The following is a 24,750-nucleotide window of genomic DNA, read 5'->3' as shown; positions in this document are numbered from 1 at the left end:
CTGGCCGGATGGTAACGTCCCGGATGGCACCCGGAGGACAGGGAGCAGACCGCCGGCCGCCCCGCGCACGCGATTGTGAGCGGCGGGCCCGGGTGGCGCCGGGAGGAGCCCGCCCTAGTTGCGCGGCAGGCGGGGGCGGCCGGGCGCGTCGGGATTCTGCGCGCGGTGGCGCAGCAGGTGGTCGGCCAGGACGCAGGCCAGCATGGCCTCGCCCACCGGCACGGCGCGGATGCCGACGCAGGGATCGTGCCGGCCCTTCGTCAGCACCTCCACCTCCTCCCCGAACCGGTCCACCGAGCGGCGCGGCGTCAGGATCGACGAGGTCGGCTTGACGGCGAAGCGGGCAACGACGGGCTGGCCGGTGGAAATGCCGCCCAGGATGCCGCCGGCATGGTTGGAGAGAAACGCCACCTCGCCGTCCGCGCCCATGCGCATCTCGTCCGCATTCGCCTCGCCATCCAGCGCGGCGCTGGCGAAACCCTCGCCGATCTCGACGCCCTTCACCGCGTTGATGCTCATCAGCGCCGCCGCGATCTCGGCATCGAGCTTGCCGTAGAGCGGCGCGCCGAGGCCCGGCGGCAGCCCCTCGGCCACCACCTCGATCATCGCGCCCAGGCTGCTGCCGGCCTTGCGGACGGCGGAGAGCTTCTCCTCCCACAGCGGCACGGCGGCCGGATCGGGGCAGAAGAAGGGGTTGCGCCCGACCTCGGCCCAGTCGAAGCGGGCGCGGTCGATGCCGAGCGGCCCCAGGCCCACCAACGCGCCCCGGATGCTCACTCCGGACCCCAGCACCTTGCGGGCGATGGCCCCGGCGGCGACGCGCACCGCCGTCTCCCGCGCCGAGGCGCGGCCGCCGCCGCGATAGTCCCGCACGCCGTATTTGAGGTGGTAGGCGAGGTCGGCATGGCCCGGCCGGAAGCGGTCGCGGATCTCGCCGTAATCCTTGCTGCGCTGATCGGTGTTCTCGATCAGCAGGCTGATCGGCGTGCCGGTGGTCAGCCCCTCGAAGACGCCGGAGAGAATGCGGACCTGATCCGCCTCCTGCCGCTGGGTGACGAACTTCGACTGGCCGGGGCGGCGGCGGTCGAGGAAGGGCTGGATATCGGCCTCGCTCAGCGGCAGGCCGGGCGGGCAGCCATCCACCACGCCGCCGATCGCCGGACCATGGCTCTCGCCCCAGCTCGTGACGCGGAAGAGATGGCCGAAGCTGTTGTGCGACATGGGTAGGGACACCGGCAGTTGGCGGGAAGCCGCCGGTTATGCGGGATCGGGACCCGGCCGAGAAGATGCCGCCGCTCAGACGGTGGCGGAGGGTCCGCCCCGCGCGGCCCTACTCGCCCGATTGCCGAGGCTTGCGCGGCTTGCCGGGAAAGACGTCCACGGGACCGCCCAGGTTGGAGCCCAGCTCATTGGCGTCGCCGGGTTGCGCCTCGCCCGGCGGGATCGGGTTCTCGACGCTGCCGCTGGCGGGCTCGGGCGGCGCGGGATCGGGCTTCTTCCGGTCCATCGGCTTCTCCTGATGCTGCGGCGGCCGGCTGGCCGCCCTCCGGAGGGTCAACGGTTCGGGCCGCGAAGGGTTGGCGTGCCGCGTTCCCTCAGGCGACGGTGATGTCGGGCGCGTCCTCGGCCTTCATGCCGACCACGTGATAGCCGCTGTCGACATGCAGCACCTCGCCGGTGACGCCGGCGCCGAGATCGGACAGCAGGTAGACGCCGGCGCCGCCGACATCCTCGATCGTCGTGTTGCGCTTCAGCGGCGCGTTGTACTGGTTCCATTTCAGGATGTAGCGGAAATCGCCGATCCCGCTCGCCGCCAGGGTCTTGATCGGCCCGGCGGAGATGGCGTTCACCCGGATGCCCCGGCCCCCGACATCGACCGCCATGTAGCGCACGCTGGCCTCCAGCGCCGCCTTGGCCACGCCCATGACGTTGTAATGCGGCGTCACCCGCTCGGCACCGAGATAGGTGAGGGTGAGCAGGCTGCCGCCTTCCGCCATCAGCGCCGCGGCACGGCGGCTGACCGAGACGAAGGAATAGCAGGAGATGTCCAGCGCCTGCAGGAAGGCGTCGCGCGGCGTGTCCATGTAGCGGCCGCGCAGGAACTGCTTGTCGGCGAAGCCGATGGCGTGGACCAGGAAGTCGAGCCGGCCCCAGCGCGCCTCGATCGCGGCGAAGGCGGCGTCGATATTCGCATCATCCGCCACGTCGCAGGGCAGGACGAGGTCGCTGCCGACACTGGCGGCCAGGGGGCGGACGCGCTTCTCCAGCGCCTCGCCCTGATAGGTGAAGGCCAGCTCGGCGCCCTGTGCCGCCACGGCGCGGGCGATGCCCCAGGCGATGGACTTGTCGTTCGCCACGCCCATGATCAGGCCGCGCTTGCCGGACATCAGCTGGCCCTGGGGAGGGCCGTTGGCAGGAGTCGCTTGAGGGGCGGCAGATTCCATCTGGGGCAGGACCGCTTCGATCGGGGTTGCAGGGCAGGGCTGTGGGAGTGGGGGCATCCCCCGTTGCAAGGGTCTGGCCCTGGTGGCACACCCCCGAGGCCTGGGCAAGGGGGAGCCGCATGTCCGTATCCGTTTCGTTCACCGATCCCGCGGCCGATCCCTTCGCGGTTTTCGCCGCCTGGCTGGACGAGGCGAGGGCGGCCGAGCCGAACGATCCCAATGCCATGACGCTGGCCACCGCCACGCCGGATGGCCTGCCCTCCGCCCGCATGGTGCTGCTGAAGGGCCTCGATGCCCGCGGCTTCGTTTTCTTCACCAACCGCGAGAGCCGCAAGGGTGTCGAGCTGGCGGCCAATCCCCACGCCGCACTGCTGTTCCACTGGAAGTCGCTGCGCCGGCAGGTGCGGGTGGAGGGGCGGGTGGAGCACACCGGCGAGGCGGAATCGGACGAGTACTACGCCTCCCGCGCCCGCATCTCCCGCCTCGGCGCCTGGGCCTCGCGGCAGTCGCGCCCGCTCTCCGGCCGCGAGGAGCTGGAGGCCGGGTTGCGCGAGGCCGAGGCCCGTTACCCCGGGGAGGAGATCCCCCGCCCGCCCTACTGGGGCGGCTTCCGGGTCATCCCCACGCGCATCGAATTCTGGCACGACCAGCCCTTCCGCCTGCACGACCGCCGCGTCTTCCAGGCCCGGCCGGAGGGCGGCTGGCGGGTCGAGATCCTGGCGCCCTGAGCCGGCGTCCGACCGCCGCGCGCGCCCCGTGAGACCTAGCCGATGAGCATCCCCTTCCCGCAGCGCGAGGTGGTGGCGCAGCTCTGCCGCCTGACCGGCGCCGCGCCGCTGGAGACGCATATCTCCGCCGTCTTCATCGGCCGCGACCGGGTGCTGAAGCTCAAGAAGGCGGTCTCGCTCGGCTTCCTCGACTTCACGCTGCTGGCCGCGCGCGAGCGCTTCTGCCGCCGCGAGCTGGAGCTGAACGCCGCCGCGGCGCCCGGCCTCTACCGTGCCGTGCTGCCGGTGGTGCGGCGGGCCGGCGGCCTCGTCCTGGGCGGCGCCCCGGACGAGGGGGAGGTGGTGGACTGGGTGGTGGAGATGGCGCCGGTGCCGTCAGGGGATTTCCTCGACGCCGTGGCGCGGCGGGGCGGGCTCGATGACGCCCTGCAGGACGCGCTGGGCGATGCGGTGGCCGCGCTGCACGCCGCCCTGCCGCCGGTCGCGGGATGGGATTCGCCGGGGCGGATGGCGGCGGTGCTCGACGGCAACGTGGCGGCGGCCCGGGCGGCCGGACTGCCGCCGGAGCGCGTCGCCGCCTGGGAGGCCGCCGCGCGGACCGAGCTGGCACGGCGCGCCCCGGCGCTGGCGGCCCGCGCCGCCGCCGGCGCGGTGCGGCGCTGCCATGGCGACCTGCATCTCGGCAACCTGCTGCTCTGGCGGGGGCGGCCGGCGGCCTTCGACGCTCTGGAGTTCGACGAGGTCCTGGCCACCATCGACACCGGCTACGACCTGGCCTTCCTGCTGATGGACCTGGGCTTCCGGCTGGGGGCGGGCGCCGCCAACCGCGTGCTCAACCGCTACGTCGCGCGCCGCGGCGATGCCGGCCTGGTGGCGGGGCTTCCCTTCTGGATCTCGATGCGGGCGATGATCCGCGCCCATGTCCAGGCGGCGGCCGGGGGCGGGCGGCTCGGCGAGGGTCTCGGCCTGTTGGACCTGGCCCAGGCGGCGCTGCGCCCGGCGCCCGGCGGGATCCTGGCGATCGGCGGCCTGCCGGGCAGCGGCAAGTCGCATCTGGCGCGGCGCGTGGCGCCGGACCTCGGCGCCATGCCCGGCGCGCTGATGCTGCGCAGCGACGAGATCCGCAAGCGGCGCCATGGTGTCGCGCCCGAGGTCCGGCTGCCGCCCGGGGCCTATGCGCCGGAGGTCAGCGCCGCCGTCCATGACGAGCTTTTCGCCGCGGCCGAGACGGCGGCGCGCGCCGGGCACGCGGTGATCGCCGATGCCGCCTTCCTCGACCCGGCGCTGCGGGCCGGCATCGCGGCGGCGGCGGCGCGGGCCGGGGTGCCCTTCCGCGGGATCTGGCTCGAGGCCCCGCTGCCGGTGCTGCGGGCGCGCGTGGCGGCGCGGCGCGGCGATGCCTCGGATGCCGACCTGGCGGTGCTGGAGCGCGCCGCGCGCCGGGACCCCGGGCCGCTCGACTGGACCAGGGTCGCGGCCGGTGACGGCGAGGTGGTGCTGCCGCCGCTGTTCTGAGCCATCCGGGCCGGATCGGCCTCCGGCGCCCGCCGCGCGCGAGCGGGGACTTGGCGCGGCGTCCGTGCTATTCTGCACGTCCCCCGGCCTCCGGGGGCCTGGACTGAAGGAGATCCTTCCATGGCCTATCGCCGGCTGCTGCTGCCGCTGACGGGAACCGCCGCCGGTGAGGCGGCGCTGAGCACCGCCCTGATGGTGGCGCGCATGTGGAACGCGCATGTGCATTGCCTGCATGTCCGCGTCGATGCCCGCGACGTCGCGCCCCTGGCGGGTGAGGGGCTCTCGGGCGCCATGATCGAGGAGATGATGGCCGCGACCGAGCGTGAGAGCGGCGAGCGCGCCGGCCGGGTCCGCGCGCTGTTCGAGAAGTTCGTGCAGGGCCGCGACGTCACCATCGCGCTCTCGGCCGAGAGCGCGCTGAAGGCCGATGGCCCGACGCTCTCCTTCGAATCCATCGCCGGCCGCGAGGAGGACATCGTCGCCCAGCAGTCGCGCCTCTACGACATGGCGGTGGTCCCGCATCCTGAGGCGGATGAGGATGTCTCCTCCTCCGACGCGCTGCATGCGGTGCTCTTCGATTCCGGCCGGCCGGTGCTGATCGCGCCGCGCCAGGCGCCCACCAGCATCGGCACCCGCGTCTGCTGCGCCTGGAACGGCACGGCGGAGAGCGCGGCCGCGGTGGCGGCGGCGCTGCCCTGGCTGCACCATGCCGAGGCGGTGCGCATCCTCTACAGCGATGACTACCAGCGGCGCGGCCCGACGGCGGAAGGCCTCCAGGCCTATCTGCGATGGCACAACATCACCGCCGAGGCCGAGCCCTTCAAGCCGCAGACGCGCGAGGTCGGCGCCGGCCTGCTGGGCGCGGCGCGCGACTTCAATGCCGACCTGCTCTGCATGGGGGCCTACAGCCACTCCCGCCTGCGCCAGCTGATCCTGGGCGGGGTGACGCGGCATGTGCTGGAGAACGCGGACATCCCCGTCCTGATGTGCCGCTGAGCGGCGGCGCGGCGATCCGGGGCGCGACCCGGACCGCCGCTTCGTCCGTTCAGGCGGTCGAGGTGGGGTCGATCCAGCCGACATGGCCGTCCTGCCGGCGATAGACGACGTTCAACTGGCCGCTGGCGCGGTTGCGGAACATCATCACCGGCATCTGGCCGAGATCGAGGCGCATCACCGCCTCGCTGACGGTCAGCCGCGCGATCTCGGTGGGCGTCTCGGCGATGATCGCGCCGTGGTCCTGCCCGTCATGACCATTGGCCTGGGGGCTGGCGGCGCGCAGGGCCTCCGGCTCGCCCTCGGCCTCCCCATCGAGCCCGTCCAGCAGCACGGCGGCGTCGATCGGCTCCTCCGGCTCCTCCACCGGCTGCGCCAGCACGACCTGGCGGGCCGTCTCGGCCGTGACCGGCAGGCGTTCATCCGCGAGATGGCGGGAATGCTCGTTCATCCGGCGGCGGTAGCGGCGCAGCCGCTTGGCGATATGCGCCGCCGCTTCATCGAAGGCACGGTGGGCATCGGCGCCCTCACCCTCGCCGCGCAGGGACAGCCCGCGCCCGGCGTGGATATCGATCGCACAGGTGAAGAAAGCGCGATTCTTGCCAAAGGTCACATGCGCTTCCAGAGCATGGTCGAAGTATTTTCTGGTAACGGTCTGGAGCCCCTCGGCCACATGGACCTTCAGGGCATCCCCGGTTTCGACCTGCTTCCCTGCCACTACGATATGCATGGTGGGCTAACCCCTCCTTCTTGCATGGGAAGGGGCCGTCCCGGAGGGCGGCGGCGCGGGCGGGTCACGCCCGCTCCGGGGCGGACCGGGCCGGCCCTCTCCCGTTTTGAGAGAAGACCATGCCGGCCTTCTCCCTTTTGCGCTGCACAGACGACGGAATGCGCAACGCTTCGCGATATTTGGCCACCGTCCGGCGGGCGATGTCCACTCCTTCTCCGCGCAGCGTGGCGACGATCGCGTCGTCACTGAGGATATTGTCAGCCGTCTCGGCCGATACCATGGCCCGGATGCGATAACGGATGGCCTCGGCGCTGAAAGTTTCGCCCGCCATGCCGCCGATCGCGGTGGTGAAGAAGTACTTCAACTCGAAATTGCCGCGCGGGGTTGCGATGTATTTGTTGGCCGTGACGCGGCTGACAGTGGATTCGTGCATCTCCACCGCCTCGGCCACGTCGCGCAGGATCAGGGGGCGCAGATGGGCGACGCCCAGGCGGAAGAAGGCGTCCTGCCGGCGCACGATCTCCGCCGCCACCTTCAGGATGGTGTTGGCGCGCTGCTCCAGGCTCTTCACCAGCCAGTTGGCCGCCTGGAACTTCTCCGATAGGAAGGCGCGCTCCTCGCGCGTCGCGCCCACCTGGGCACGCGCGTGGAAGCCGCGGTTGACCAGCAGGCGCGGCAGCGTCTCCGGGTTCAGCTCGAGCACCCATTCGGCGTCCGCCGCCGCGCCGGGCGCGCCCTGTGCCGGGCGCATCAGCACGTCGGGCACCACCACCGGCGGCGGGTCGTCGTCGAAGCCGGCGCCGGGCTTCGGGTCGAGCTGCCGGATCTCCGCGACCATCTCCGCGAGATCCTCGGCATCGACGCCGCAGAGCCGCATCAGGCCGCGCATGTCACGCTGCGCCAGCAGGTCGAGATGCTCGAGCAGGGCGGCCATGGCGGGATCGAGGCGGTTGCGCTCGGCGAGCTGCACGCCCAGGCATTCGCCGAGCGAGCGGCAGAACATGCCGGTTGGCTCGAAGCGCTGCATGCGGGCGCGGATGGCCGCGACGCGCGCCGGCTCGGCGCCCAGCGCGGCGGCGATGGCGGCATCCTCCGCCAGCAGCCGGCCGGAGGGATGCAGCAGGGCGATGAGCTGCGCCGCGATCCTGCGGTCCTGCGGGTCATCGAAGGCGAGGCGCGCCTGCTCGCCCAGCTCCTCGCGCAGGCTGCGGCGCCGCTCCACCGCCAGTTCGTCGATGCCGCGCGGATCCTCGTCGAAATCGGCGCGGCCGCCGCGCGCCGGCGGATCGCTGTCATAGACGTTCGACCAGTCGCGGATGTCGAGCGGCGCCTCGGCCTCGCCGGGCAGGGTGGCGGCCGCCACGGTCTCGAAACTGTCCGCCGGCGGCGGCGCGGCGGCGGGTTCGCGCGCGGTCTGCGCATCCTCTGGCGTGGGGCGCTCGTCGCGCTCCAGCAGCGGGTTGCGCTCCAGCTCCTCCTCGACGAAGGCGATGACCTCCATGTTGGAGGATTGCAGAAGCTTGATGGCCTGCCGCAACTGCGGCGTCATCACCAGGGACTGGGTGTGGCGGAGGTCCAGCCGCGGGCCGATGGCCATGGCTCAGCCCGGAATCGGCCGGGCCGGAGGCGGGGCGGCGGGCGGGCGCGGCCGGCGGGGCGGCATGGTCAGAGGCTGAACCGGTCGCCGAGATAGACGCGCCGCACGTCCTCGTTGGCGACGATGTCCTGCGGCGTGCCTTCCATCAGGACCTGCCCATCGTGCAGGATGTAGGCCCGGTCGATGATCTCGAGCGTCTCGCGCACGTTGTGATCGGTGATCAGCACACCGATGCCGCGGTCCTTCAGGTGCTTCACCAGGTCCCGGATCTCGCCCACCGCGATCGGGTCGATGCCGGCCAGCGGCTCGTCGAGCAGGATATAGGCGGGGTGGGTGGCCAGGGCGCGCGCGATCTCGCAACGCCGCCGCTCGCCGCCCGAGAGCGCCAGCGCCGGGGAGCGGCGCAGGTGCGCGATGCCGAACTCCGCCAGCAGGGCGTCGAGCATCTGCTCGCGCCGGTCGCGCTGCGGCTCGACCACCTCCAGCGCGGCGCGGATATTGTCCTCGAGCGACAGGCCCCGGAAGATCGACGCTTCCTGGGGCAGGTAGCCCAGGCCCATCCGCGCGCGGCGGTACATCGGCATCAGGGTGACGTCGTGCCCGTCCATGAAGACCTGGCCCTGGTCGGGGCGAACCAGGCCGGTGATCATGTAGAAGGTGGTGGTCTTGCCGGCGCCGTTCGGGCCGAGCAGCCCGACCGCCTCGCCACGCCGCACGCCGAGCGAGACGCCGCGCACCACGGGGCGCTTCTTGTAGCGCTTGCCGAGATCCTTCGCGACCAGCCCGCCCTGGCCGGGGATCACCTTGAGCGAGGCGCTCACCGGCCGCGCCCCCCCTGGCCCTGAGACTGCCCTTGGGATTGCCCCTGGGGCTGCCCCTGGGGCTGCAGCGCCTCCTGGCCCTGCTGCGGGATGATCAGGCCCCTGACCCGCTGGCCCGGCGTCGAGACCAGTCGCGCGACGCCGGTGCGCATGTTCACGATGGCCTCCTGGCCGTTCAGCTGGTTGTCGCCCCGGGTGATCCGCACGCTGCCGAGCAGGCGGGCCATGCCGGTCAGCTCCGAATAGACGCCGCGATCCCCCCGGACCACCTCCTGGGGCGTGCGGATCTCGACATTGCCGAAGGCCTCGACACGCTCGAGCTGGCTGCCCTGGCCCGGCTGACCGGGCTGGGCCGCCGGCCGTGCCGGCTGCGCGGCCGCGCCCTGCTCCTGGAAGTAGCCGACCAGCGTGTCGGCGGCGATGCGCCGCTGGTCCTGCGTCACCACCACGGCGGCGCCGCGGGCCACGGCCATGCGGCGCTGCGGCCAGTACTCCATGCTGTCGCGCGAGGTCAGCACCTCGTTCGGCGTGGTCAGCTTCAGCGCCCGCCCGGTCATGACCAGCACGGCCTGGTCCAGGTCATAGATGGCGCGGTCGCCCTCGGCATGGTCGGTGGCGCTGTCGATGCGGACATTGCCCTCCGCCTCCAGGCGCCAGATCTCGCCGCCGGACATCGGCGTCTCGCCGGCCGCCGGCGGCGCGGCGGGCGCGGCGGCCGGGCCGGTCGCTCCCGCCTGGCCGGCGCGGGGCCTGTAGCGGGCGATCAGCCGATCGGCGGTGACGGTCACGCCGGCGCGCACCGCGCGGGCATTGCCCCGCGCGATCACCACCTGCTCCTGCTGCCGCCACTCGATGCCATTGCTGGCGGTCACCTCGACCGGCCCGCCCTGGGTCAGGTCGAGCGACTGGGCCCGCGCGGCCCCCGGCGCGGCGGCCCCGGCCAGCATCGCCCCCAGCACCAGGGCGGCGGCGAAGCGGGGGAGGGGGCGCATCACCGGCCGCCCTCCAGCACCGCCCTGGCCTGGCCGGTGAAGAGCACCACCTGCCCCCGGTCGCGCAGGCGGAAGCCTTCGCTGACCAGCGTGCCGAAGGGCCCCTGGGCGGCCACCGGGCGGTCGCCCGCGGCGCTGCCGGCGCCGATGTCGATCGTCGCCGCCGCGGTTCTCAAGGTGCTGCCGTCGTCGTGCCAGAGAGTGACGTCACCGTTCAGGTCCAGCATGTTGCGTGCCTTGTCGTAGCGGCCCTCACGGGATTCCAGCAACACCCAGGCGCCATCGTTCATGAGCAGGTCGGCGCGCGGCCGGGTCAGGTCGATCAGCTCGGTCTGCTCCTGCTGCACCGCCGTGTCGGCGGTCACGTTGTAGGGGCGGTTCTGCTCGTCCAGCCCCTGATAGCGGGCATTGGAGATGCGCATCGCCTCGGCGCTGGTCTGCGCCGCGCGGCGGAAGGCGAGGCGGCCCCGATCCTCGGCGCCCTCGAATTCCGGCCAGAGCGCCACCGCCGCCAGCAGGGCCAGGGCGGCGAGCGGCAGCAGCCAGCGGGCCAGCCGGACCAGGATCCGCCGCCGCGCCAGGCTGCGGGCGGTCATCGCCACCCGCGCGCGCGAGGGCTCGAGCGCCCGGCTGCGGCTCGCGCCAGGCTCGCGGCGCGGGCCCGCGAGGCTGTCGCGCGGGGAATTCGACGGGGTCACGGGCCGGCTTCGCCTGTCTGCCAGCCACGCATAGCCCTGCCGCCAAAGGCGGCCGGGAGGGCCAGGAACGCGGTGGACAAGGGCAGGGACGACGTCACCCCGCCTGTATGGGGCTGGCTCCGGGTCGGGTCAACGCGTCAGGCGGCCTCCCCCAAACAAAAACCATGCCAAACTTTTGCCGCGATTGCGCAGCGCGCGCCGTGCCTGCTGAGCGGGTGAACTCAGTGGGCGAAGATATCAGGCTCGTCATAACCGAGCAGGTCCAGCGCGCCGCGAGCCGGCAGGAAGCGGAAGCAGGCCTCGGCAAGATCCAGCCGGCCCTCCCGCCGCAGCAGCCCCTCCAGCTTGGCCCAGAGCGCGTGCAGGTGCAGCACGTCCGAGGCGGCATAGGAGAGCTGCTCGGGCGTCAGCTCCGGCGCGCCCCAATCGGAGGATTGCTGCTGCTTGGAGATCTCGACGCCGAGCAGCTCGCGGCAGAGATCCTTCAGCCCATGCCGGTCGGTGAAGGTGCGGACCAGCTTGGCGGCGATCTTGGTGCAGCGCACCGGAGCGCATTCCACGCCGAGCGCGGCGCGCAGGATGGCGACGTCGAAGCGGGCGAAGTGGAACAGCTTGACCGTGCCGGGATCGCTCAGCAGGGCCTTGAGATGGGGGCAGTCCGCGCCGCGGCCGCCCAGGGCGGGGGGGATGATCTGCACGCAGTGCGCCGTGCCGTCGCCGGCCGAGAGCTGTACGAGGCAGAGGCGGTCACGCCGGGGGTCGAGGCCCATGGTCTCAGTGTCGATCGCGACGACCGGGCCCAGGCGAAGATCGGGCGGCAGGTCATGCCTGTGCAGCTTGATCATGGCGTTCGGCGCGAACAGGGTGCTTCCCTTCGCCATTCCGTCACCGGCCTTTCCGGAACCGGCCAGGAGCCGGAGAGGAGATATGCCCAGGAAAGGACTCGAACCTTCACGACCTTGCGGTCACTGGCACCTGAAGCCAGCGCGTCTACCAATTCCACCACCTGGGCAAGGAGGCGAAACGCCGAACGGCGTGGACGGGCTTTTATGGGGGGCGTCGCATCTCGTCAACAGGGAGAATGGCGGTTTTCTGACAAGACGCCCGCGGCCTCAGCCATGGCTGGCATGCCGCTGCATGTGTTGCATTCCGGGGATCCGGTCGGGGTCGATCGTGATGGCCGAGGCATCGCCCGGATAGGCGTCGATGACACCCCGCATCACGGCGATCTCCTGCTTCTGGTCGCGCAGGATGTTGACGTTCAGCAGGCGCAGGAAGTCGTTCCGCGCCTCGGGCTGGTCATTGTACGCCCGGGCCATCCGCACGGCGGCCTGGTGATGGACGGACATCTCCTTGGCGAAGCGCACGTCCCGGGCCGAGATCGGCGCCCCGCCGTTCAGCGCCGCCAGGGGGCCGGGCGCGGGCGCGTGCATATGGTGGTTGTAGGGGCCCAGCCCCTCGACGCCGACGGGACGGATCACGAGCCCGGCGAAGAGGTCGGTGGGCGGATGCCGCAGCTGCTCTGCCACCGTGTCGAGCAGCAGGATCTCGAAGCCCTGGTTGGTGATGATGGCCTGCGCCAGGTGCTTCAGCACCGGGCTGGCGGCGTCGGGATCGGCGAGATAGTCCCGCGCCAGGGTCAGGGCGCCGGCGTGATGCGGCCGCATGCCCTCGACGTAGTCGCGGTCGGCGGCGATCGCGGCCGCGGCCGCCTCGCGCGGCAGGATGTCCCACCAGGTGGTCGGCACCGGCGCGGCCTGGGCCTCCTGCTCCGGATCGTAGGTGCGGCCCACCCCGCCGGCCTGCTGCGCCGTGGCCAGGGCCGGCATCAGCAACAGGAGTCCCACCAGGAGGGCAGCGGTCCGGTGATGCGGTCGGGGCATGGGCGGAGCTCCTTGCCGGCTGTTCGGTCCTGCGCGGGTCCTGGCATGGCCGGCCGTTCCGGCGGCCCGCGCCTTGTCCAAAAGGGCCGGCGCGGAAAGGTTCCATCACGTGGCTGCGAGCGCCTCTCCCCTCGAAACGCACTGCGCCGCCGCGGGGCGGACAGGAAAAAGGCTCCGGGACAGTCCTCCCGGAGCCTTCCGCAATCCGCCAGCGGGCGGCGAGCGCCGTCAGACGGCGCGACGGCCCGCCACGGCCCGGTAGATCGCCAGCAGGATGACGGCGCCGACCACCGCGCCGATGAATCCTGCCCCTTCCCCCGCCCGGTACCAGCCGACCGCCTGCCCCAGATAGGTGGCGACCACGGCGCCGATGATGCCGAGCAGGGTGGTGATGATGAAGCCGCCGGGATCGCGGCCCGGCATCAGGAATTTCGCGACGATACCGGCCAGGAAGCCGATGATGATGGTCCAGATGATGCCCATGTGCCGGGTCTCCGCCGTTGGGGTGGGGCTGGCGCGGCCAAGGCCCAGCCGACGGCGGAACAACATCCGGGCCGCGTGACGGTTGCGGCGGCGGCGTGGAAAATGTCGCGGCTCAGCCGGCCCCGCCGGCGGCCAGGGTCCCGGATACGAGGGTCCCGGACACGTAGGTGGCGCGCACCAGCCGCTCGTCGCCCAGCGTCATCAGCACGAAGAGCACCTCCTCGATCCCGTCGCAGAAGCCGAGGCGGAAGTCCAGCAGCGGCGTGGCCTTGAGGTCGAGCACGACGAGATCGGCCTCCATCCCCGGCGCCAGGCTGCCGATCCGGTCCTCCAGGTACAGTGCCTCGGCGCCGCCGCGCGTCGCCAGGTAGAAGGCCTGCAGGGCGGTGAGGTCATGGCCGCCGAGGCGGGCGACCTTGTAGGCCTCGCCCATGCTGCGCAGCTGGCACGGGCTGGTGCCGGCGCCGATGTCGGTGCCGAGGCCGAGCCGCACCGGCCGCGCCGGACGCCTAGCCTCGAAGGCCCGGAACAGCCCGCTGCCGAGGAAGGTGTTGGAGGTCGGGCAATGGGCCAGGGCCGTGCCGCTGCGGTGGCAATGGCAGAACTCGGCCTCGGAGAGATGGATTCCGTGGCCGAGGATAGCGCGCGGGCCGGTCAGCCCGGCCTGGCGATAGACGTCGAGATAGTCGGCGGCCTCGGGGAAGAGCTCGCGCACCCAGGCGACCTCGGCCGGGCTTTCGGCGATATGCGTCTGCATGTAGGTGCCCGGATGCGCCTGCCAGAGCCGCCCGGCCGCGGCGAGCTGCGCCGGGCTCGAGGTCGGCGCGAAGCGCGGCGTCACGGCATAGAGCTGGCGCCCCCGCCCGTGCCAGCGGGCGAGCAGCGCCGCCGAATCCGCCACGCCGCCCTCCGCCGTGTCGCGCAGCGCCTCCGGCGCGTTGCGGTCCATCAGCACCTTGCCGGCGATCATGCGGGTGCCGCGCCGCTCCGAGGCGGCGAAGAAGGCCTCGACCGATTGCGGATGCACCGTGCAGTAGACCGCCGCCGTGGTGGTTCCGGCGGCCAGCAGCGCGTCGAGGAAGGCTTCCGCCACCCGCGCGGCATGCGCCGGATCGGCGAAGGCGGCCTCGGTCGGGAAGGTGTGGCGCTCCAGCCAGCCGAGCAGCTGCTCGCCATGCGCGCCGATCATCGGCAGTTGCGGGTAATGCACATGGGCGTCGATGAAGCCCGGGCAGATCAGCGCGTCGCGGTGGTGGGTGACGGGCACGCCCTCCGCCGCCAGCGCCGCCGCCGCCGCGGCCGACCAGTCGCCCACCGAGCGGATGCGGCCCGCTTCGAGGACGATGAGCGCATCCGTCCAGTGCCGCAGCGCGGTCCCAGGGGCGGTACCGGGGGCGGTACCGGGGGCGGCCAGGAACGGATCGGCCTCGAAGCTGATCGCCGCGCCGCGCAGCGCCTGTGTTCCCATGATCCGCTCCTTGACCCGCTCCCTGGGTCCGGCCCTGGGTCCGGCCGGCGCGGTCATCCGCCCCGGCGCGGCAGGATGTCATATTGCATCGCGACACAAAACGTGCCGGACGGCGGCACCGCGGCGCCTTATACCCGCCACAACCCGCCGCCATGCCGGTCCGCCGGACGTGGCGCCGACCCTTCGGGGGCGCGCGGCGGGCAAGACGAGTGGACCGATGCTGAACGACCTGCCCCATACCCTGCTGGCCATCGCCATGCTGCTGATCGTGGTCAGCGCCATCCAGCCGCTGGCGAACCGGCTGATGCTGTCCAGCACGGTGCTGCTGGCGGTGGTGGGCGTGCTGCTGGGGGGCGGGGCGACGCTGGTGCTGAACAGCCCGACCGTCACCGCTCCGCTCGACGAGGCGGCGCTGGCCGTGGCCCGCTTCCCGGTGAGCGCCGAGGTCTTCCTCTACATCTTCCTGCCGCTCCTGGTGTTCCATGGCGCCCTGTCGATCGACGTCCGCCGCCTGGCGCGGGACTGGGCGCCGGTGCTGGTGATGGCGGTGGTGGCGGTGGTGGTGACCACGGCGGCCATCGGCTACGCCCTGGCGCCGCTGGCCGGCGTCCCGCTCACCGCCTGCCTGATGCTCGGCGCCATTGTCGCCACCACCGACCCCTCGGCCGTGGTCGGCATCTTTCACGAGATCGGCGCCAACAGCCGGCTGACGCGGCTGGTCGAGGGCGAGAGCCTGCTGAACGACGCCGCCGCCATCTCGATCTTCACCATCCTGCTGTCGCAGCTCACCGGCCAGCACCCGATGTCCTTCGCGGCGGCGACGCTGACCTTCGTCTCCTCCTTCGCCGGCGGGCTGGCGGTGGGCTTCGTGCTGGCGCGGGCCATGCTCGCGGCGCTGCCTTTCCTCGGCAACAACCGCACCGCCGAGGTCACGCTCACCCTGGCGCTGCCCTACATCGCCTACCTGCTCTGCGACGAGTACCTCGACTTCTCCGGCGTGGTCGCGGCGGCGGCGGCGGGCCTCACGGTCAGCGCCGTCGGCCCTTCCACGGTGCGGCCGCAGAGCTGGCAGTACCTGCAGGATGTCTGGGGCCAGCTCGCCTTCTGGGCCAGCTCGCTGGTCTTCGTGATGGCCTCGATGCTGGTGCCGCGCCTGATGCTCGGCATGCAGCAATGGGACCTGGTGCTGATCGGCGTGGTCATCGCCTCGGCCATGGCGGCGCGCGCCGCCGTGCTGTTCGGCGCCCTGCCCCTGCTGGAATGGGGCCGGCTGGCGCAACGCGTGCCCAACCCCTTCAAGGTCACCATGCTCTGGGGCGGGCTGCGCGGCGCCATCACCCTGGCGCTCGCCCTCTCCGTCACCGAGAACCGCGCCGTCCCGCGCGAGGTGCAGCAGTTCGTCGCCATCCTGGCCACCGGCTACGTGCTGTCCACCCTGCTGGTGAACGGCACCACGCTGCGCTTCCTGGTGCATGCGCTGAAGCTGGACCGCCTCTCCCCGGCCGACCAGGCGCTGCGCAACCAGGTCGTCGCCATCGGGCTTGGCGAGGTGCGCGACAAGCTGCGCGGCACCGCCGTGGAGCTCGGCTTCTCGGCCCCGGCGACGGCGCATGTGGTCGATCTCTACGACCGCCGCGTGAAGGTCGAGACCGCCGCCAACACCTTCGACACCGCGATCGGCGACCGCGACCGCGTCATCCTCGGCCTGATCACCTTCGCCAGCCAGGAGCGCTCGCTGCTGGCGGAGATGTTCCAGGATCAGGGCCTGTCGCGCCGCGTCATGGAGAACCTGCTCTGGAACGCCGAGAGCATGATCGACGGCGCCCGCAGCGAGGGCCGCTTCGGCTACCTCCAGGCGGCGCGCAAGCGGCTGCAGCCGAGCCTGCGCTTCCATCTGGCGCAGGCGCTGCACCGGCGCTTCCGCATCGACACGCCGCTGATGCACTGCATGGCCGAGCGTTTCGAGATGCTGCTGCTGACGCATCTCGTCTCCCGCTCCATGACCCGCTTCATGCGCCGCCGCATGGAGCCGGTGCTGGGCCACCGCGTCACCGAGGTGGTCTCCGACATCGTCGGCCGGCGCGAGGATCTGCTGGAGGATGCGATGGAGACGCTGCGCATCCAGTATCCCGGCTATGCCGAGGCGCTGGAGACCCGCATCCTGCGCCAGGTCGGGCTGCGGCTGGAGGCGGAGGAATACAGCCAGCTCCGCCACGAATCGCTGGTCGGCGAGGAACTGTACGACGAGCTGGTGCGCGGGCTCGAGCTGCTGCGGCGGCAGGTGGCGCGGCCGCTGCAGTTCAACATCCAGGCCGGGCTCGACAAGCGGATCGAGGAATTCCCCCTCTTCGCCGGGCTGCAGGACGCGCTGCTGCACGACCTGGCGATGAGCGTGACCATCCGCTTCGCCGTGCCGGGGGAATGGATCTACCGCCGCCGCCAGCGCGCCGGCTCGGTCTTCTTCATCAGCCGCGGCGAGGTCGAGCTGCAGATGGAGGGCCTCTCCCTTGCGCTCAGCCATGGCGACGTGCTGGGCGAGGCGGAGCTGCTGCGCCCCTCGCGCCGGCGCGGCCGCGCCCGGGCCACCAGCTTCTGCCACCTGCTGGAGCTGGATGCTGGGAGCTTCCATCGCCTGCTGATGGAGGCGCCGGAGCTGGCGGCACGCCTGGAGCGGATCTCCGCCGCGCGGCAGCCGCCGCCCGAGCCGCAGCCCGCCCCCGCGCAGCCGGAGCCGGTGGAACTCGGGGACGAGGCGCGACGTCCGGCATGAGGCGCCCCGCCGCCGCCGAGCCGCCGCTTTGCGCGGCGCGCATCCTGCGATAAGCCGGCGGTATGCGCCTGATCGGACTGGCCGGCTGGAGCGGCGCCGGCAAGACCACCCTGCTGACCCGCCTGATCCCGCACCTGACCGGGCAGGGGCTCCGCGTCTCCACCCTCAAGCACGCGCATCACGAGTTCGACCTGGACCAGCCGGGCAAGGACAGCCACAGCCACCGCCAGGCCGGGGCGCATCAGGTGCTGGTCGCCTCGGCGCGGCGCTGGGCGCTGCTGACCGAGCTGCGCGGCGCCCCCGAGCCGCCCCTGGCCGCGCTCCTCGCCCGGCTCGACCCGGTCGATCTGGTGCTGATCGAGGGCTTCAAGCGCGAGCGGCATCCCAAGATCGAGGTGTTCCGGGCCGCCAACGGCAAGCCCTGGCTGCATCCCGAGGACCCGGCCATCCGTGCCGTGGCCGCCGATGCGCCGCCGCCGGGCGGCCTGCCGCATGCCGCGCTCGACGATATCGCGGGCGCCGCCGCCCTGGTCCTGCGCTACGCGGCGCCATGGCCGGGCTGACGGACGACTGCTTCGCCGCCGACGACAGGCTCCTGGCCCCGGAGGCCGCGGCGGCGATGATCCTCGCCCGGGTGCCGGCACCGGGCGGCTCGGAGCGGGTGCCGCTCCTGGCGGCACAGGGGCGGGTGCTGGCCGGCGATCTCCACGCCCCGCGCCCGCTGCCGCCGTTCCGCAACAGCGCCGTGGACGGCTACGCCTTCCGCCATGCCGACCTGGCCGCCATCGGTGGCACCCGCCTGGCGCTGGACGGGCGCACCGCCGCCGGCCAGCCGGCGGGGGCGCCGCTGCCGCCCGGCGGGGCGCGGCGCATCCTGACCGGCGCGCCGATGCCGGCCGGCGCCGACACGGTGCTGATGCAGGAGGATGCGCGGCTGGAGGGCGATGCCCTGCTGCTGCCGCCCGGCGCGTCCCGCGGCCTCGCCGCCGGCGCCCATTGCCGCGCGGCGGGGGAGGATGTGGCGGGTGGCGCGCTGGCGCTTGCGGACGGCACCCGGCTCGGGCCCGCGGCCATCGCCCTGGCGGCGGCGCTGGGCCTGCCGGAGCTTCCCGTCCGGCCGCGGCCGCGCATCGGCGTCTTCAGCACCGGCGACGAGCTGGTGCCGCCCGGCGCGCCGCTCGGGCCGGCGCAGACCTATGACAGCAACCGCTTCGCCCTGCTGGCCCTGCTCGCCGGGCTGCCGGTCGAGCCGGTCGATCTCGGCATCCTGCCCGACGACCGGGCGGCGACACGGCGGGCCCTGCGGGCGGCGGCGGAGGGGCATGACATGCTGCTGACCTCCGGCGGCGTCAGCGCCGGCGAGGAGGATCATGTCCGCGCCGCCATCGCCGCCGAGGGGCGGCTGGTGTTCTGGCGCCTGGCGGTGAAGCCGGGCCGGCCGGCGGCCATGGGGGTGGTCGCGGGCGTGCCGGTGCTGGGACTGCCGGGCAATCCGGTGGCCGCCTTCGTCGCCTTCCTGAACCTGGCGCGGCCGCTGGCCCTGCGGCTCTGCGGCGCCGCGCAGGAGCCGCCGCCGCGCTTCCTGGCCGAGGCCGGCTTCCACCACCGCAAGAAGGCTGGGCGGCGGGAGTATCTGCGCGTCGCGCTGGAGCGGCGCGAGGGCCTGCTGCCTCCCCTGGCCCATGCCTTCCCGCGCGAGGGCTCCGGCCTGCTGACCTCGCTGACCCGCAGCCACGCCTTCGCCGAGATCCCCGAGGCGGCCACCGAGGTCGCCCCGGGCGAGCGGCTGGCGGTGCTGCCCTTCGCGGCGCTCTTCTGATCGGCCGGCGGCACCCCATCTTCGCCGGAAGGACAGCGCCAGGGCAGCAGGAAGGACAACGTCGATGTTCATCGCCATGAACCGCTTCAAGGTCGCGCCGGGAGCGGAGGCCGATTTCGAGACGATGTGGACGCAGCGGGAATCGCACCTGCACGAGGTGCCGGGCTTCGTCTCCTTCCACCTGCTGCGCGGTCCGGTGCGCGAGGACCACGTGCTCTATGCCTCGCACACCATCTGGCACGACAAGGCCGCGTTCGAGGCCTGGACGCGCTCGGATGCCTTCCGCCGCGCGCATGCGGGGGCGGGCGGCAGCAAGCCGCTCTATCTCGGCCCGCCGCAGTTCGAGGGCTTCGAGGCGATCCAGAGCATCGGGCGCCCGCCGGGCTGAAGGGTGCCTCCCGGGGAAGCCGGGAGGGCCGCCATTGTGCCGGCTTCCCTCTTGCTGTTAAGAACCCGGCCCCTTCGCTGGGGTGGCAGAGCGGTTGAATGCACCGGATTTGTAATCCGGTTGGGTAACCACGTCGCAGGTTCGAATCCTGTCCCCAGCAGGGCTCCCGCCCGTATGGCACCGCCGGCGGCCACCCTCGATCCCGGCCTCATCGACGCCGCGCCTTCTGTGAGCGCGCGCACAGCCGCATTCCGCGCCTCAAGGGCATTCTGAGCGCCGGCCGCCGCATCCCGTGACGGCCCTCACGCCCGGACCCGGAGGCGAGGATGTCCTGCCAGCCCGTCATGCCGCGATCCCGCCCGCTGCTCTCCGCCCTGCTCGCCACGGCGCCGAGGATGGCGCGGCTCCTGCACCATTGGTGGTTCTACCGGCCGGAGCGCCGCTACATGCGGGGCGGTCGCTCCACCGGCTGAGGCCGGGCGCCACCCCCTTCCGCGTGCCCGGAGGGCGGGACGGACCCGCTCAGGGCTTCTCCCGGCGCGGATCGGGGGCCTCGGCGCCGCGCAGCAGGGCCTCGATCTCGCGCCGCAGGGCCTCGGGGTGGTGCAGCACGATGGCCTGCCGCCCGACCGTCAGCAGCCCGGCGCGCGACATCCGCGCCAGCTCGCGCGAGACCGTCTCGCGGCGCAGCCCGATGCGGGCGGCCAGGACATGCTGCGGTGGCGGCGGGCTCAGCACCTTCTCGCCGCCGCCGCGGGGGCGGGAGAGGCGGAGCAGCTCCGCCGACAGCCGCTGCCGCACCGGCAGGGCGGTAGCCTCCAGCAGCCGCTCGTCCTTGTCGCGCAGCCGCGCCGTCAGCAGCCGCAGCAGCCGCCGCCCGACGGCCGGGCATTGCAGCACCAGCTCCATCAGCGCGGCGCCGCGCACGGCGCAGAGCCGGGTGCGCAGCAGGGCGGTGACATTGGCCGAGCGGCGGACGCCATCGATCGCCGCCAGCTCGCCGAAGAAATCGCCGGGGCCGAGGTCGTTCAGGATGGCCTCATGCCCGAAGGCGGTGCGCACCACCACGCGCACCGAGCCCTCCAGCACGAAATAGACGTCGTCGCTGGCATCCCCGGAATCGACCACGACCGCGCCGGCCTGGAGCTGGTGCCAGCGCGTGCTGGGCACCATCCGCGCCAGGGCCTCCTCCGGCGCGCCCTCCAGGAAGGGGATGCGCCGCAGCGCCGCCAGCGCCGCCGGGCCGCTGGGGCCACCGGTGGGGCCGGGCGGAAGGCCGGGAGGACCGGCCGCGCCGGGCACGGCCCCGGCTCAGCCGCGCCCGGTGCGGCGCGGCGCGCGCTTCCCTGGCGCCGGCGCGGGATCGCCGGCGGGGGAGAGGCTGCGGCCGGCGGCGGCGGGCAGGAGCAGCTGCTCCTCGTAATGGGCCGGATCGCGCAGATCGACGTAGTCCTGCATCTCCCGCAGCCGCTCGCCGAGCGGCGTGTCGAGGCGCGCCACGGCGATGGAGAACTTCTGGATGGCCTCGAAGGAGGAATAGCCCCAGAGCGTGACATAGCTGCCCAGCCGGCCGAAGGCGCCATAGGTGCCGCGGTAGAGCACGCCCTCGCGCGCCGCGAGCGTCCGCAGGTCCGGCTCGTGGCGGCGCAGCCAGGCATGGAAGGCGTCGGCCTTCTCGGGCGCCACGCGGAACCGCACCTCGCGGACCATCATGCCGAGGAGGAAGCCCTCCTCGATCCCCTTCGCGATATCCTGTCCGGCCGGCCCGGCCGGCCCGCCGGCGGCCGCCGTGTCGGTGATGTGCCAGAGACCGGCGGACCGGATCTCGGGCCGGATCTCGCGCACCTCCGGCGCCGCCAGCGCGGCGCCCGCCCGCATCCGCGCCTTCAGGCGCTCCAGATCGTTCTCGGCCTTCATGGCATCGCCTCCTCCGGGTTCTTCTCCAGCAGCAGGCCCTGGCGCAGCAGCAGCGCCAGCCCCTGGTCCAGCGACTCCGCCGCCGCCGCCGCGTCGAGCGGCGGCACCACCGCCTCGCGATAGGCCTCCCGCAGCGCCGTCGCCATCATCCCCGCCCGGCAGAGCTCCAGCAGCAGCCAGGCATGGGCGTTCAGCCGCAGCAGGCGGGGCCCGCCACCCTCTCCGGGCGCGAGCACCACGCAGCTGTCCAGCTCAGGAACCGGACGGAGGCGCAGATTGGGGGCGAGGATGTAGCGCATGCTCAGGCAGGACCCGCAGGTCCACTCCCTGGTTGAGCGGCAGGTCGAAAGGGTCGGGCGCCGTCCAGCGGCCATGGAAGGCATAGGCGGTGGCGCGGCACCCGCCATGCGAGCCCTGGCTCGCCGCGCAGTCGCCGCAACTGGCCTCCACCTCGCCCGAGCGCAGCAGCCGGTGCAGCGGCGCGTTCCACGTGTCGAGGAAGGCGACCTCGCGCAGATCGCCCAGATCGACATACTCGCGCAGATAGGCGCAGCCGATGGAGTGGCCGCGCGGATCGACCGCCGCCGTCTGCCAGCAGCAATTGCCGTCGCGCGGGTGCCAGGACTGCATCAGCCGCATCCCCGGCGGCAGGCGCAGCGCGTCGAGCGCGCGCATCATCACCTCGAGCGGCAGCGAGGCCTCGTCCCAGGCGCGGCGCATGCGGCCGATCGGATAGGGCCGCAGGATGCCGATGGTCTCGAGCCCGAGCCGCGCCGCGAGATCGACGCAGCCCTGCAGGTGATCGACGTTGAGCCGCGTCATGATGACCAGCATCTGCGTCTCGATGCCCGCCGCGCGGGCGGCCCGGATGCCGCCGAGGGTGCGCTCGAAGCTGCCGGGCGCGCGCGTGGCGTGGTCGTGCACCGCGGCGTCCGGGCCGTGCAGATCGACCAGCAGGGTGGCGATCCGGCAGTCCTCGTGCAGGATTCGCGCCATCTCCGGCGTGACCAGCGTGGCGTTGCTGCGGAGCTGGACATGGAAGCGTCCGGCGGCGTGGCGCAGCACGTCGAGGAAATCGGCGCGATGCAGCGGCTCGCCGCCCTCGATGTAGAGGCCGATGACGCCATCCTCCTCCAGCCGGTCGATCAGCCGCATCCAGTCGGCGGCCGGCATCTCCTCCGCGCGCGGGACGCGGCTGCAATCGGCGTAGCAATGGCGGCAGTCGAGGTTGCAGCTGGCGGTGAAGCTCAGCGTCACCTTCAGCGGGCGCTCCAGCACCGGGTTGCGGAGCGGAAGGGTGGGCGGCGTGCTCATGACGCCTCCCCGAGAGCCGCCAGCGCGGCGCGCAGGTCGAGCCGGCCGCAGCCGGCATGCGCGTCCCAGGCCTCGACCGGGGTCAGGCTGTCGCGCCGGCCGGTGCGGCGAAGGGTGTCGCGCAGCCGCGCCGCGTCGGGCAGCGGTCCGCCGGCCTCGCGCGCCCGCTCCAGCATCAGCGCGACGGCGCCCGCGACATGCGGCGCCGCCTGACTGGTGCCGCTCAGCACCATGCCGGCCTCGGGCGAGAGGCCGCCGCCCCAGCCGGGGGTGCAGCGGCCCTTGGAGCGCGCGGCGTAGATGCCGACGCCGGGGGCGATCAGGTCCGGCTTCTGGCGCCCGTCGCGGGTCGGGCCCTCGGCGCTGAACTGCGCCGCCGGGCGCCGGCGCTGCGCCAGGGCGTTGTAGGCGCCGACGACGATGGCGCTCTCGCCGCAGGCCAGCGAGCCCAGCGTCATGGCGCGGTCGGCGTCGGCCGGGTCGAAACGGGACTGCGAGGGGTCGTCGCGCTCGATCCAGGCATCGAAGCGCACCGGCCGTTCCTCTGGCCGTTCCTCTGGCCGTTCCCCCGCCCGCAGCAGCAGCGTCCAGCCCTGGGTCTCCGGCGCACCGGAGGGGGGCAGGGTGATGCGGATCTGGCGGAGCGGCGGCCGCCCGCCCGCGGCGCCGCCGTCATCCTGCCCGAGCCCCACCGTGCCGAGCAGCGCGCCGTCGCCGCGCCGCAGGGCGAAGGCGCCGTGCCGGCCCTGGCCGGGCGGCGGCAGGGGAATCTCGCGGCCGGCCGGATCGAGCAGGGAGACGGAGAGCGGCGCATCCGCCGCGTGGCAGAGCAGCAGGCGGTTGGCCAGATGGTCGCCCGGCGGCAGCAGCCAGCGCAGCGGCCGGGCCTCCCCGGGCGGCACCGTGCCGCCGGCATGGATGCCGCTGGTCCGGGCATTGCCGGCGCAGACCACGATGGCGCGGCCCGGGCGGCGCAGCAGCGCCTCCAGCGCCTGCTCGACGAGATTGCTGCCGTCATGCGGGCCGGTGTTGGTGGTGAGGCTGAGATTGACCACCGCCGGGCGGTCGCCGGCCTTGTGGAAGATATAGGCGGCGGCCTCGTAGACCCAGGCGCCCTGCGCCAGGTCGGCGGCATTGTCCCAATCGAAGCGCGGCAACTGGACGAAGACCAGCTCCGCCTCCGGCGCCAGGCCCGGCAGGCCGGTGCCGCGCCCGTTCCCCGCCGCCACGTCCAGCACATGCGTCCCGTGCGCGCCCTGGCCCGGGGCCACCGTGGCGGCCTCGGTGTAGTAGTTGGCGTGCGGGTCGTAGCCGAGCCGGTCATAGGGACAGCCGCCCCCGGAGGCGGCGTGGTCGAGGGCGGCGTCGATCGCGGCGGCCGCGTGCTCGCGGCCCTGCGGCAGGCCTCCGGCCGGCGCCCCGGCCGGGTTCTGGTCCCACAGGGCCAGCAGCCGGGTGCGGCCATCGGCGTGGCGGAAATTGGCGTGGGCGATATCGCAGCCGTAATCGGCGACGCCGATCACCACGCCGCGGCCGCCGCGTGGTGGCGCGGCCGCGGCCGTGGCCGCGCCGGCGGGGCGTGGCGTGGCGCCGATCTCCGGCATCGACCAGTCGAGCTGCGGCCGCAGCCGCGGCGCGGCGCCGACCCAGAGGATGCCCTCCTGCCGCAGCAGTGCCGGCAGGGCGATCGGCCCGCCGGGCGGGGGCGGCCGGCGCGGATCGATCCAGATGCGGGCGGTGAACAGGTAGGGGCCCGGCCCGGGTGGCGCCTCGGGCCGCATCCCGGCGGCGAGGATGCGGCCCTCCGCATCGGTGACGAAACCGGGTTCCAGCCCCGGGATGGCGGGGGAGAGGCCTTCGGGGCCGGTGTGGAAGGGCAGGCGGGAAGCGCGGATGAAGACCCGCGCCACCGGGCTCGTGCGCATCTCGCACTGAACGCGGAGCGCCAGATTGCCCAGGCGCGGGTCCAGCCTCTCGCAGCCATCGGTATCCAGCAGGCCGGTCTCGACCCGCTGGCAGTGACATTCGGTCTGCCGCTCCTGGCTGGGCATCTCCTGGCTGGGCATCTGCGGTGACAAGGACGGTCTCCCTCACGGCCTCAGGGTGGCGAAAGGCGGCCCGGTGACCGAATCTTGCGTTGTCCCGGACGCCTCCGCAACGACATTGTCAGCCGACCGGGCCGCCGGTACT

Annotated in this window: 25 protein-coding genes and 2 tRNA genes; 9 read left to right on the top strand and 18 right to left on the bottom strand. The window is 73.2% G+C overall.

Annotated elements, in window-relative coordinates:
• Positions 1–114: 114 nt before the first annotated feature.
• The 3 genes from aroC to fabI all read right to left on the bottom strand — a co-directional run bounded on the left by aroC (position 115) and on the right by fabI (position 2,444).
• Positions 115–1,221, bottom strand: coding sequence for a chorismate synthase (aroC, locus tag D9598_RS16310; protein ID WP_198367599.1), 1,107 nt, complete (start codon positions 1,219–1,221; stop codon positions 115–117).
• 109 nt (positions 1,222–1,330) lie between these two features.
• The gene (locus D9598_RS16305) at positions 1,331–1,507 is read right to left on the bottom strand and encodes a hypothetical protein (protein ID WP_198367598.1); all 177 of its coding nucleotides are present in this window, start codon (positions 1,505–1,507) and stop codon (positions 1,331–1,333) included.
• An 88-nt stretch (positions 1,508–1,595) separates the two neighbouring features.
• A complete protein-coding gene (fabI, locus tag D9598_RS16300; protein WP_198367597.1) occupies positions 1,596–2,444 on the bottom strand; it encodes an enoyl-ACP reductase FabI in 849 nt (282 codons plus the stop codon).
• 119 nt (positions 2,445–2,563) lie between these two features.
• On the opposite strand from fabI, the gene pdxH reads away from it, so the two are divergent.
• The 3 genes from pdxH (at position 2,564) to D9598_RS16285 (ending at position 5,683) form a co-directional block, all read left to right on the top strand.
• Positions 2,564–3,172: a pyridoxamine 5'-phosphate oxidase gene (gene pdxH, locus D9598_RS16295; protein ID WP_198367596.1), complete on the top strand. Its 609-nt coding sequence runs from the start codon at positions 2,564–2,566 to the stop codon at positions 3,170–3,172.
• A gap of 42 nt (positions 3,173–3,214) precedes the next feature.
• Positions 3,215–4,687, top strand: a complete 1,473-nt coding sequence (locus tag D9598_RS16290; RefSeq protein ID WP_198367595.1) for a bifunctional aminoglycoside phosphotransferase/ATP-binding protein — start codon at positions 3,215–3,217, stop codon at positions 4,685–4,687.
• Between the two features lie 120 nt (positions 4,688–4,807).
• Positions 4,808–5,683 (top strand): universal stress protein, encoded by an 876-nt coding sequence (locus D9598_RS16285; protein ID WP_198367594.1) that lies wholly within the window; start codon positions 4,808–4,810, stop codon positions 5,681–5,683.
• 49 nt (positions 5,684–5,732) lie between these two features.
• Here D9598_RS16285 and hpf read toward each other — a convergent pair whose 3' ends face one another.
• From hpf to guaD, 10 genes are all read right to left on the bottom strand, one after another.
• Entirely contained in the window at positions 5,733–6,410 is a 678-nt protein-coding gene (gene hpf, locus D9598_RS16280) for a ribosome hibernation-promoting factor, HPF/YfiA family (protein WP_198367593.1), read from the bottom strand.
• 64 nt (positions 6,411–6,474) lie between these two features.
• Complete coding sequence (gene rpoN, locus D9598_RS16275) at positions 6,475–8,007, bottom strand: RNA polymerase factor sigma-54 (protein WP_198367592.1); 1,533 nt, start codon at positions 8,005–8,007, stop codon at positions 6,475–6,477.
• A 68-nt stretch (positions 8,008–8,075) separates the two neighbouring features.
• A complete protein-coding gene (lptB, locus tag D9598_RS16270; protein ID WP_198367591.1) occupies positions 8,076–8,828 on the bottom strand; it encodes an LPS export ABC transporter ATP-binding protein in 753 nt (250 codons plus the stop codon).
• Complete coding sequence (locus D9598_RS16265; protein WP_198367590.1) at positions 8,825–9,820, bottom strand: LptA/OstA family protein; 996 nt, start codon at positions 9,818–9,820, stop codon at positions 8,825–8,827. Before D9598_RS16265 ends, lptB begins: the two co-directional genes overlap by 4 nt.
• Positions 9,820–10,518 (bottom strand): LPS export ABC transporter periplasmic protein LptC, encoded by a 699-nt coding sequence (gene lptC / locus D9598_RS16260; protein ID WP_370592061.1) that lies wholly within the window; start codon positions 10,516–10,518, stop codon positions 9,820–9,822. Before lptC ends, D9598_RS16265 begins: the two co-directional genes overlap by 1 nt.
• A gap of 221 nt (positions 10,519–10,739) precedes the next feature.
• Positions 10,740–11,399 carry a ribonuclease D gene (locus D9598_RS16255; protein ID WP_198367589.1) on the bottom strand — a complete coding sequence of 220 codons (660 nt, stop codon included), beginning with the start codon at positions 11,397–11,399 and terminating at the stop codon, positions 10,740–10,742.
• 47 nt (positions 11,400–11,446) lie between these two features.
• Positions 11,447–11,530, bottom strand: a tRNA-Leu gene (locus tag D9598_RS16250).
• Positions 11,531–11,630: 100 nt separating this feature from the next.
• Positions 11,631–12,401, bottom strand: coding sequence for a DUF305 domain-containing protein (locus D9598_RS16245; RefSeq protein ID WP_198367588.1), 771 nt, complete (start codon positions 12,399–12,401; stop codon positions 11,631–11,633).
• Positions 12,402–12,629: 228 nt separating this feature from the next.
• Positions 12,630–12,884, bottom strand: a complete 255-nt coding sequence (locus tag D9598_RS16240) for a GlsB/YeaQ/YmgE family stress response membrane protein (protein WP_198367587.1) — start codon at positions 12,882–12,884, stop codon at positions 12,630–12,632.
• A gap of 112 nt (positions 12,885–12,996) precedes the next feature.
• Positions 12,997–14,352 (bottom strand): guanine deaminase, encoded by a 1,356-nt coding sequence (gene guaD / locus D9598_RS16235; RefSeq protein ID WP_232477320.1) that lies wholly within the window; start codon positions 14,350–14,352, stop codon positions 12,997–12,999.
• A gap of 217 nt (positions 14,353–14,569) precedes the next feature.
• On the opposite strand from guaD, the gene D9598_RS16230 reads away from it, so the two are divergent.
• The 6 genes from D9598_RS16230 to D9598_RS16205 all read left to right on the top strand — a co-directional run bounded on the left by D9598_RS16230 (position 14,570) and on the right by D9598_RS16205 (position 19,802).
• Positions 14,570–17,122: a cation:proton antiporter gene (locus D9598_RS16230; RefSeq protein ID WP_198367585.1), complete on the top strand. Its 2,553-nt coding sequence runs from the start codon at positions 14,570–14,572 to the stop codon at positions 17,120–17,122.
• A 62-nt stretch (positions 17,123–17,184) separates the two neighbouring features.
• On the top strand, positions 17,185–17,685 hold the full coding sequence (gene mobB / locus D9598_RS16225) for a molybdopterin-guanine dinucleotide biosynthesis protein B (protein WP_198367584.1): 501 nt from the start codon (positions 17,185–17,187) through the stop codon (positions 17,683–17,685).
• A complete protein-coding gene (gene glp / locus D9598_RS16220) occupies positions 17,673–18,941 on the top strand; it encodes a gephyrin-like molybdotransferase Glp (RefSeq protein WP_198367583.1) in 1,269 nt (422 codons plus the stop codon). Before mobB ends, glp begins: the two co-directional genes overlap by 13 nt.
• Positions 18,942–19,005: 64 nt before the next feature.
• Positions 19,006–19,329 carry an antibiotic biosynthesis monooxygenase gene (locus D9598_RS16215; RefSeq protein WP_198367582.1) on the top strand — a complete coding sequence of 108 codons (324 nt, stop codon included), beginning with the start codon at positions 19,006–19,008 and terminating at the stop codon, positions 19,327–19,329.
• 76 nt (positions 19,330–19,405) lie between these two features.
• Positions 19,406–19,489, top strand: a tRNA-Thr gene (locus D9598_RS16210).
• A gap of 166 nt (positions 19,490–19,655) precedes the next feature.
• Positions 19,656–19,802: a hypothetical protein gene (locus tag D9598_RS16205; protein ID WP_198367581.1), complete on the top strand. Its 147-nt coding sequence runs from the start codon at positions 19,656–19,658 to the stop codon at positions 19,800–19,802.
• A gap of 49 nt (positions 19,803–19,851) precedes the next feature.
• Here D9598_RS16205 and D9598_RS16200 read toward each other — a convergent pair whose 3' ends face one another.
• From D9598_RS16200 to D9598_RS16180, 5 genes are read right to left on the bottom strand one after another with little or no spacing between them, the layout of a single operon-like run.
• On the bottom strand, positions 19,852–20,631 hold the full coding sequence (locus D9598_RS16200; RefSeq protein ID WP_370592059.1) for a Crp/Fnr family transcriptional regulator: 780 nt from the start codon (positions 20,629–20,631) through the stop codon (positions 19,852–19,854).
• Positions 20,632–20,640: 9 nt separating this feature from the next.
• Positions 20,641–21,246 (bottom strand): hypothetical protein, encoded by a 606-nt coding sequence (locus D9598_RS16195; protein ID WP_198367580.1) that lies wholly within the window; start codon positions 21,244–21,246, stop codon positions 20,641–20,643.
• Positions 21,243–21,482, bottom strand: a complete 240-nt coding sequence (locus D9598_RS16190; RefSeq protein WP_198367579.1) for a hypothetical protein — start codon at positions 21,480–21,482, stop codon at positions 21,243–21,245. Before D9598_RS16190 ends, D9598_RS16195 begins: the two co-directional genes overlap by 4 nt.
• A gap of 16 nt (positions 21,483–21,498) precedes the next feature.
• The gene (locus D9598_RS16185) at positions 21,499–22,560 is read right to left on the bottom strand and encodes a radical SAM protein (protein ID WP_198367578.1); all 1,062 of its coding nucleotides are present in this window, start codon (positions 22,558–22,560) and stop codon (positions 21,499–21,501) included.
• Entirely contained in the window at positions 22,557–24,638 is a 2,082-nt protein-coding gene (locus tag D9598_RS16180) for a S8 family serine peptidase (protein ID WP_198367577.1), read from the bottom strand. The genes D9598_RS16185 and D9598_RS16180 overlap by 4 nt, the downstream gene beginning before the upstream one ends.
• Positions 24,639–24,750: the final 112 nt, after the last annotated feature.

Source organism: Roseomonas sp. KE0001 (assembly GCF_016107285.1).
Classification (GTDB): Bacteria; Pseudomonadota; Alphaproteobacteria; order Acetobacterales; family Acetobacteraceae; genus Pseudoroseomonas.
The sequence above is the reverse complement of the archived record's forward strand: the minus strand, read 5'-3'. Positions and strand labels throughout refer to the sequence as shown.